General features: G+C 70.4%; 4 protein-coding genes. 2 read left to right on the forward strand and 2 right to left on the reverse strand.

The features are described 5' to 3' along the window. Positions 1 to 63 precede the first annotated feature (63 nt). Positions 64 to 3,636, forward strand: a complete 3,573-nt coding sequence (locus O3X23_RS43320) for a hypothetical protein (RefSeq protein WP_269280741.1) — start codon at positions 64 to 66, stop codon at positions 3,634 to 3,636. Between the two features lie 560 nt (positions 3,637 to 4,196). Here O3X23_RS43320 and O3X23_RS43325 read toward each other — a convergent pair. Beyond that, positions 4,197 to 5,102 (reverse strand): NADP-dependent oxidoreductase, encoded by a 906-nt coding sequence (locus O3X23_RS43325; RefSeq protein WP_269280743.1) that lies wholly within the window; start codon positions 5,100 to 5,102, stop codon positions 4,197 to 4,199. Positions 5,103 to 5,525: 423 nt separating this feature from the next. Here O3X23_RS43325 and O3X23_RS43330 point away from each other — a divergent pair, with 423 nt between their 5' ends. Then, positions 5,526 to 5,882 (forward strand): MerR family transcriptional regulator, encoded by a 357-nt coding sequence (locus O3X23_RS43330; RefSeq protein WP_269280745.1) that lies wholly within the window; start codon positions 5,526 to 5,528, stop codon positions 5,880 to 5,882. 465 nt (positions 5,883 to 6,347) lie between these two features. Here O3X23_RS43330 and O3X23_RS43335 read toward each other — a convergent pair whose 3' ends face one another. Next, complete coding sequence (locus O3X23_RS43335; protein ID WP_269280748.1) at positions 6,348 to 8,117, reverse strand: DUF4832 domain-containing protein; 1,770 nt, start codon at positions 8,115 to 8,117, stop codon at positions 6,348 to 6,350. Between the last annotated feature and the right edge of the window lie 247 nt (positions 8,118 to 8,364).

Below are 8,364 nucleotides of genomic sequence, written 5' to 3' on the forward strand. Positions count from 1 at the left end.
GGGGGGGGGGGGGGGGGGGGGGGGGTGGGGGGGGGGGGGGGGGGGGGGGGGCATGATGGTGCGATGAGTTCGGACGGCACCCGGAGCAAGGCCGTGCGTCAGGCACCGCGCGTGGTGAAGCGGGCGGCGGTGGGATGGCCCCGGCCCTTGCGCGAGTTCAAGGACCTGGTGTACGAGCTCTATCTGGCCGCGGGCGCGCCGAAGCTGGACGACATCACCGCCGACATCGCCCGCGATGACCGCCTGCGCGGGGCGCCGGAACGCGACACGGTGCATCGATGCATCAGCGCTCCCGGTCTCCCCGCGTCCCAGGCGGACGCCGTCGCCGTCGTCACCGTGCTGGCGCGGCGCGCCGCGCAGGACGAGCAGGAGGCGGGACGGCAGGCACGAAGCCTCTGGACGGCCGCGCGGATGGCGGTGCCGGCAGGCCGGCCCATCGGCGAGTTCAACGACCGGCTGGTGCTGCGGGACCTGGACGTTCATCCCGCCCTCGACGCCGGCCCCGCCCCAGCGATCGGCGGCCTTCCGCCCTACGTGCCAAGGGAGTTCGACGCGCGGCTGCGCGAGGTGGTCGCCGCCGCGGAGGCCGGTGCCGGGGGCCTCGCCGTGCTGGTGGGCGATTCGTTCACCGGGAAGACACGTGCCTGCTGGGAGGCCGTACAACACCTACCACCGCCGTGGCGGTTGTGGCATCCCAGGTATCCGTCAGGTCCGGAGGCGCTGCTGCAAGGTCTGGACAGCGTGGCGCCCCGCACCGTGCTGTGGCTCGACGACGCGCAGGACTTCCTGGCGGCGGGGCCTGCCGGTGAGCAGGCCGCGGCAGGTCTGCGGCAGTTGCTCGCCGAGGACGCGCGGGGGCCGTTGCTGGTCCTGGCCACGCTGTGGCCGGAGCGCTGGCAGGCGCTGACCGCCGACACCCGGCATTCAGCCCGGTTGCTCGGCTCCCACCGTGTGGACGTGCCAACCGCTCTCACCGCCGTCGAGCTGCGCGAACTCGCCGAGCGCGCCCGAACGGATCCCCGGCTGCGGGAAGCCGCCGCCCACGCCCGGGACGCGGAAGTCATCCAGTACCTCGCGGGAGGCCCCGCTTTGCTGGACAGCTACGCGACGGCACGCGGTATCACCCGCGCTCTCCTGGACGCCGCCATGGACGCCCACCGCCTGGGCAACCAGCCCCGCCTTCCGACGGGCTGGCTTGTGGAAGCCGCTCCCGCCTACCTCACCGCACTGGAGCGTTCGCGGACCACTGACGACGAGCTCCAATCGGCCATCGCGCACGCCAACGACACGAGGCCTCGCCTCCTCCTGTCCTTGATGTCACCTCCTGCCCGCGGGACCGCGCTGTCGCGTGACGGCGCGAGGGCGGAGGAGAAGTGGCATCAACTCGCCGACTACCTGGACCAGTACGGACGCCACCACCGCAGTGAGCGCCTGCCGCCGCCGGAATTCTGGACCGCCGCGACCCGCCACGCCCCGCCGGGCGCTCTCGCCGCGTTGGGAGACGCCGCCTGGGAGCGGGGGCTGCGCCGCGACGCGGTGCGGCTGTACCGCAAGGCCGTGCGCTGCGGCAGCCAGCCGGCCTCGGTGAGGCTCCTCGCCCGCTTTCCCACCCCTGAGGCCGCCCGACATGTCGCCACGCATGTCTCCCTCGCCCACACTGGTATGGCCGGGCACCTGGTCACGGACCTTCTTCGTCGACTCGGCCAGATGAAGGCCGTCGAGGCAGCCGCTCATCTGGCCCAGCGGATCTCCGAGGACGACCCGCTGGAGAAGCCCTTCTTCACCGCCGTCCTCCTGGAGGTGTTCGGCCCCGGACCGCTCACGTCGCGCTTGGCGCAGCGCGCCGCCCTGTTCGCCCCGCTTGACAGCTCCCACGACGTGGCGCGGTTGCTGCGGGCTCTGCACGGTGTCGCCACGGACCAGCTCCCCACGCTGGCCACCCGGATCGCGTCGCACTTTACCTCCACGGACCCGCACGCGCTGGCCGAGGTGATCGAGGCTCTCGCGGGGGCGGGCATGCGAGAACCGGCCACTGCGCTCGCCGTCCGCGTTGTCGACGGGCTCCGCACAGATGAGCCGGACGCGGTCCTCGAGCTGTTCGCCGTCTTGCGCGCGACCGGTCTTCCGGGGCTGGCGGAACGGTTTGCCGAGGACGCGGTGTGCCAGGTGCCCATAGCCGCCGGACGCCCCGTCGCCGACTTGCTGACCGGCTTGACGAAGGTGCTGTCACCAGCGGCGGACACGCTGCTCGGGCGAATTGCCGCCGAGCCCTGGACGACCGACGAACCCTGGGCGTTCAGTCAGGTCCTGCGTGCCCTTCGCGACATCCGATCGGCGAACGCCGAAACAGCCCACAGCGGCCCTGGCCTGGAACCGGCACCCGATATCCCGCCCGCCGTTCCGCCCTCCGCCCCGCCCGGCTCGTCCCGCGTGGCAGAAGCTCTGGCGTTCACGGCACGGCAGGCCACGCGCACGCGTCTGGACAACCCGGAAGCGGTGGCGCATCTGGTGACCGTGCTGGGCGAGGTCAACGCGTCGGAACAGGCCGTCACGCTGGTGCGGCGGGCCGCCGAAGAATGCACCCCCGGTGAGTTGAGCAGCGCCGCAACCCTCCTGCGAGCCGTCCACGCGCTCGGCGCCCCCGTCGCCCTCACGACCCTGGCCCGCCGCTGCGCCCAGGACAGCACCCTCGACTCCCCCCGGGCCACCACTGGGTTGCTGACGGCCTTACACGAGACGGGGCGCTTGGAAGAGACCGGCGTGCTGGCCGCCCGCGCCGCCGCGGAGACCGTCCTGGACGAGCCGGGCGCCCTGGTCGGCCTCCTCGAAGCACTGCACGCGACCGGTGCCGCGCAATCGCTGAGCGTTCTGGGACGTCGTCTGGCGCGGGACCTCGCGGTGGAAGAGCACCCCGGCGACGCCGTCCGGCTGGTAGATGTTCTGGCGGGGCACGCACCGCGCCAGGACGCCCTCGCCCTTGCGAAGGCGACGGTCGAGCGCCTGCCGGACGAGTGCGTGTACGAAGCCGCCTTGCTGTTCCGGCACTTGCAGCGCAGAGGGATGCGTCGGGAGGCTGCCGCACTGGCCCAGCGGGCCGCTGCCCGCGCCCCCCTGGCAGATGGCCGCGGCGTTGCGCATCTGATGAACGCGCTCCATGAGGCGGACGCCACCGGCCCGTGTGCCGTGCTGCTGGCGAGAAGTCCCGCCGACGAGATCTCTCTCGTCAACCCGATGGCCGTCGCCGAGCTGCTGCGAGTCCTCGATGCCGTCGGTGCGGACGTTCAGGCACGGAAACTGGCGCGACGGGCCGTCGACATCACGCTCACCAATACCGGCACAGTGGCGTGGCTGATCGAGTTGCTGGCCCGCCTGGGCCTGCGCGACCATCTCCCCGCACTGGCCGAGCGCACCGCTGCCGAAGCCTCGTTGACGGACGGATGGGAGACGACCAGGTTGATCACGGCTCTCGAGGGCACCGGGCAGACCCGGGCGGTGCGGGTTGTCCTCGATCGACTGCCCGCGGTCGGCTTCGCCGACTGGGTCTTCGAGCACGGCAACCAGACAGAGCGCTTCCGCTACGGCCGAGAACCCTCCGGCGATCCCGCGGCGCGCTGGTCGTGGCAGGACACCGCATAGCGCCGGGCGCCGGGCGCCGGGCGTGGGGCCGGACCAGGTTCACCGACCTGTCCGCGGACGCCGCCCTCACGAGCGGCTGCAGCAGCTACGGAACGCGTGGCGCAGCGTCCGCGCGGGGCCGCTCATCTCGTGGCCGCCAGCGGGAAATCTCCATCGTCCACCAACACCAGGGCTCGTGGGACACAGGCGTCCACGCGGCAGACCTGTAACCGTGAGAGCAGGGCGTCGTCGCGCGTGCACGGGCACGGCACTTCACCGTTCGTGCGGCGTCAGTTGAAGCCTGCGCGGTACTCCTCGCACCACTGGCGGAGGGTACGCGGTGCGGTGAGCGGTGAGAACCCGTACTTGAACCCCTCTCACGGGGCTGCTGAAGCTGGATGAGGTTGGTGCCCCGTGGAGGACAGCTCATGTGCCACGTGCGGTGCCCGGGTGGGGGCGGCCTGCTTGACGAGGCGCCATGGAGATCGGTTCGCTCCGGACCGCCCGCTCGCCGGTACCGATCGAGGGCACGCTCGCCACGCAGGCCCGCACGGTGCGAGTTACCTACCTCGTGGGCCTGTTCAGATGCAGATCACGATCTTTCCTCGGGTGCGTCCGCGCTCGGCGTGCGCGTGGGCGTCGGCGATCCGCTCCAGGGGGTAGGCCTGTTCGATACGGGGTGTGTAGCGGCCTTGCCCGCCCAGTTCCGCCGCCGCGGACAGGAGAGCGGAATCGTTCACCGCGTTGACCACATGCGTGCCCAGGCGCTGCCCGCCCGTATGGTCGGCGACCGTCGCGACGCACGTCGGGTCACCGGTGATCGCGACGAGGTCGTCCAGCGATCCGGAGGCCGCGGTGTCGAGCGCTGTGTCGACTCCGCGCGGGGCGAGAGCGGACAGACGCTGCGCGAGGCCGGGGCCGTAGGTGGTGGGAACGGCGCCGAGAGAGGTGAGGAACGCATGGTTGCGCTCACTGGCTGTCCCGATCACCGTGGCACCTTGCGCTACCGCGATCTCGACTGCCGCGCTGCCCACGCCTCCGGCGGCGCCCTCGACGAGGAGGGTGCGCCCCGCGAGGGAGCCGAGCGCGTTCAAGCCACCCAGCGCGGTCACGGACGCGAGACCGGCGCCCGCGGCCTGCTCGTCGTTCCACGTGGCGGGGGTGTGCGCCCAGGCCGAAAGGATGAGCAGTTCCGCGGTCGCGCCGGTGACGCCGCCCAGCCCGAAGACGCGGTCGCCGATGTTCACCCCCTGCACCCCGTCACCGATTTCGTCGACCACACCGGCGGCGTCGCGCCCGGGAATGGCGGGCAGATCCAGGGGGAGGATCTGGTGCAGGGCGCCGGAGCGCAGCTTCCAGTCGATGGGATTGACGCTGGCCGCCACGACGCGGACACGAATCTCACCGGGTCCGGGGTGGGGGTCGGGGGCCTGCTCGATCACCAGGATCTCCGCTCCGCCGTATTCGTGGAACCGGGCTGCGCGCATAGTGGTCTGCCTTACTTTGACGGGTCGGAATGACGTGTTCATCCGACGCTCGTCACTCTAGAACCTGACGTTGACGTGAGGTGCAAGCCGCCACTGCCGCGAGGCTGGAGGAGGGCAGGCGCGGATGCGTGGTGTTGCCGAGCGGGTGGGGGTGAGCATGGGGGCCCGCGCCACTACGAGGATCACGCCGCCCGTCACGGTCGACACCCATGGGCCCTCGGGCGGGCTCGGCGATCCCGGCACGACGCGAGGACTGCCGTGCGTACGTGAACCGCGTGAACGGCTCGGGTCCGCCACCGGGTCATGATCAATATCGGCGCCGGCAACGGTTCGATCGGCCCCCAGGGCTGCCCCGGAGTCGGTATTGCTAGCCTCGACCTGACGTCAACGTGACCTATGAGCGGGAAGGGAGTGTCCTGCGTCATGCGCATCGGACAGCTTGCCAGGCGGTCAGGGGTCAGCGTGCGGGCCCTCCGCTACTACGAGGAACAGCGGCTCCTGGAATCGGCGCGGACGTCCGGTGGGCAGCGTGACTATCCCGACGAAGCCCTGGAGCGGGTCCAGCTCATCCAGGACCTCTTCGCGGCCGGCCTCTCCAGCCGTACCGTCGTCGAACTCCTGCCGTGCGTGAGCACCGGCGTCGCGACCCCCGCCATGCTCGACCAGCTCATCATCGAACGCGACCGCATCGCCGCACGCATCCAGGACCTGACCCGGGCCAAGACCAAACTCGGCCGTGTGATCGAGAATGTGACCGCGGCAAACGTGGCGCAGGACTGATCAACCCGTCGCGAGGGGTGGGGCCCCGGGGTCGTCAGGCAGGGGCAGCGTGCGGGCGGCAGTGATCGTGGGCAACAACCGATCCAGCCTCTACAGTGCGGGAGCATTCGCGGATCTGTATACCGCCGCCCCTGCGACATCCCTGGGCTTTTGGGAGTGTGCGTCATCGGGGGTTGGGGCGAACTCGTGGTCAGTATGCCTCGGGAAAACCCTCAGCAAGCCCAGCTCGGTGAAGGTGAACTCGGTAGGACTCCTCAACCATGTTGCACTCGGCCAGTCGCCGAACGTCCGAACCGGAGCCCATGGGGTGGCGTGAATCCTGCGCGCTGTGCTCGACGGTCATCCGCCGGTGGGGGCGGCCGGGCCGCGAGCGGCGTGCGGCCCGGCCGCACGCCAAGGGCATGAGGCCGGGCCGAGGTGGGCGGCGGTAGGAGCGCGCGCCCGTAGAACAGTGCCGATGCTGAGTCAGTTGATCGAGATGGTGTGCAGCAAGGAGTTGAAGCCGGTGGCGGCTTCCCATGTTGCGGAATTCGCCAGACGGATGGAGTACTCCGGGCGGGTGGACAGCAGCGGGTCGGGCAGGTTGAGGAGCAGGGCGTAGGAGCCCGCAGGGGCGCCGGCCGGGAGCGTGACGTTCTGGGTAACCGTGGATGTGGTGCCTGCGGCCCAGCGGCGCGGGTCGGCGGTCAGGGTGGTTCGGTAGAGGGCGCCGGTAGCGGTGTTGCGGAGGACGAGTTGCAGGCCGCGGGGGTTGACCGGGGCCGCGAAGCCGTCGTTGGCGACGGTGAACGTCACCGGGAACGCGGTACCGCGGGATGCCGTCGCCGGGTAGGTGCCGGTCTTGAGGGCGAAGCGGTAGCCGAGGCGGCGGGTTATCTCGGGCAGGCAGCCTTCGGAGTTCCAGCCGGCGATGACGTTCGGGTGGTAGTCAGTGTTGAGGTAGGACCAGTGGAAGCCGCGGAGTTCGGACAGTGCGGTCGGGCAGGACGTGCGGGGCGGGTTGGTTCCGCAGGTTTCACCACCCATCACGACCGATGCGGTCTCCGCTTGGAGGTAGGGGTACTCGACCGCGGGGTCGGTGTACGTGCCGTAGTCGTCGGCGCTGGCCAGGAAGCAGTCGTTGTGGTGGCCGAGGCGGGCGAGAGTGGAGCCGTTGTACGCCTGGGCGGGCGGGAGCGGGTTGGTCGAGTACATGGTCCGCTTGTACTTGGGGGTGCGGAGCTGGACCATCCGGGTGGTGGGGAGCACGCTGAGGATCTTGTCGGTGACCTCCTTGCGGTCGGCCCAGTTGGCGACGGTGATGACGCCGGCGTTGCCGAAGTTCTGGGTGTAGTACCCCTCGCCCCAGGCTCCGATGAAGCCCGCTTGCATCAGGTAGATGACGTCGGCGTTCGCCGACAGGTAGGGGGCCAGTTGGTCGAGGTGGGACAGGACGCGGCTCTTGGGGGCGTCCGCGCCGTCGGTCGAGGTGGTGTAGGCGAAGCGGAGGATCATCTTGACCCCGGCGGCGCGGGCGGTGGCGAACTGGTTCTGGAGTTTGGTGAGCGTGGCCTGGTCGATGGAGGAGTTCTTGAACTCGGCCAGGTAGAAGACGCACATCACGACGGATATGCCCTGGTTGGCGCGGTAGTCCTGCAAAGTGGCGAGCGAGTAGGGGTTCTTGTCGCAGTCGCCGGTGTGGTGGTAGAAGCCGCGCTCGGGGTTGGCGAAGGTGTCGTTGGTGGTGGCGTAGGTGACTGTCGCGCCGGTGGTGCCGCCGCTGTAGGTCTGGGTGAGCTTGGTCGAGGTTTCCAGCGGGGACTCGACCTGGAAGACCAGGTCGGCGTCCCCGGGGGTTGCGGACTCGCCGACGTCGGCGCGCTGGATGGTCCACCGGGCCGTTCCGCCGGCGCTCGAGTAGGGCACCGAGGTGAGCGGGGTCCAGTTCCAGCCGGTGCCGGTGTGCTGGTAGAGGGTTCCGTTCTCCAGGAGGTAGTCGGCGCCGGCGCCGCCCTGTACGAAGCCGGTCGCGGCGTTGCGGTCGGAGTCGAGGTAGACGCGGGCGAAGGCGGGGCTGCCGGTGTAGGTGAACTGGTAGGTGAGGGTGGTGGCGTCGTTGGTGGCCGAGGGTGCGGTGATCGTGGCGACGCGGGCGGCCGAGGGCGCCGTCGTGGCGGCTTGGGCGGGGGTGGCTGTCAGGTGGGGTGCGGCCAGGAGCGGAAGGGTCAGGAGGAAGGTGAGAAGCGGTTTTATCACGCGGTATCCCTGGGGTGAGGGGTGGAGGCAGGGGCGTTTCAAAGTCCGGATGATCACGTGAGTCCGCAGGCCAGGCGGTCGGGCCGGGCCCGTCACGTACGCAACGAAGCTCCGGTTGAACCAAGGCCGCGAAGTTAACAGGCCGACGGCCCTGTCAAGGCTCTGTGGCTGGAGTTGACGGTTCGACAGCTACGGAAACGGGGCCTCTGGTAGAGGCAAGGAAGTCGACCAAGACGTTCCTGCTTCG

The organism is Streptomyces sp. H39-S7, assembly GCF_027158205.1.
Lineage (GTDB): Bacteria > Actinomycetota > Actinomycetes > Streptomycetales > Streptomycetaceae > Actinacidiphila.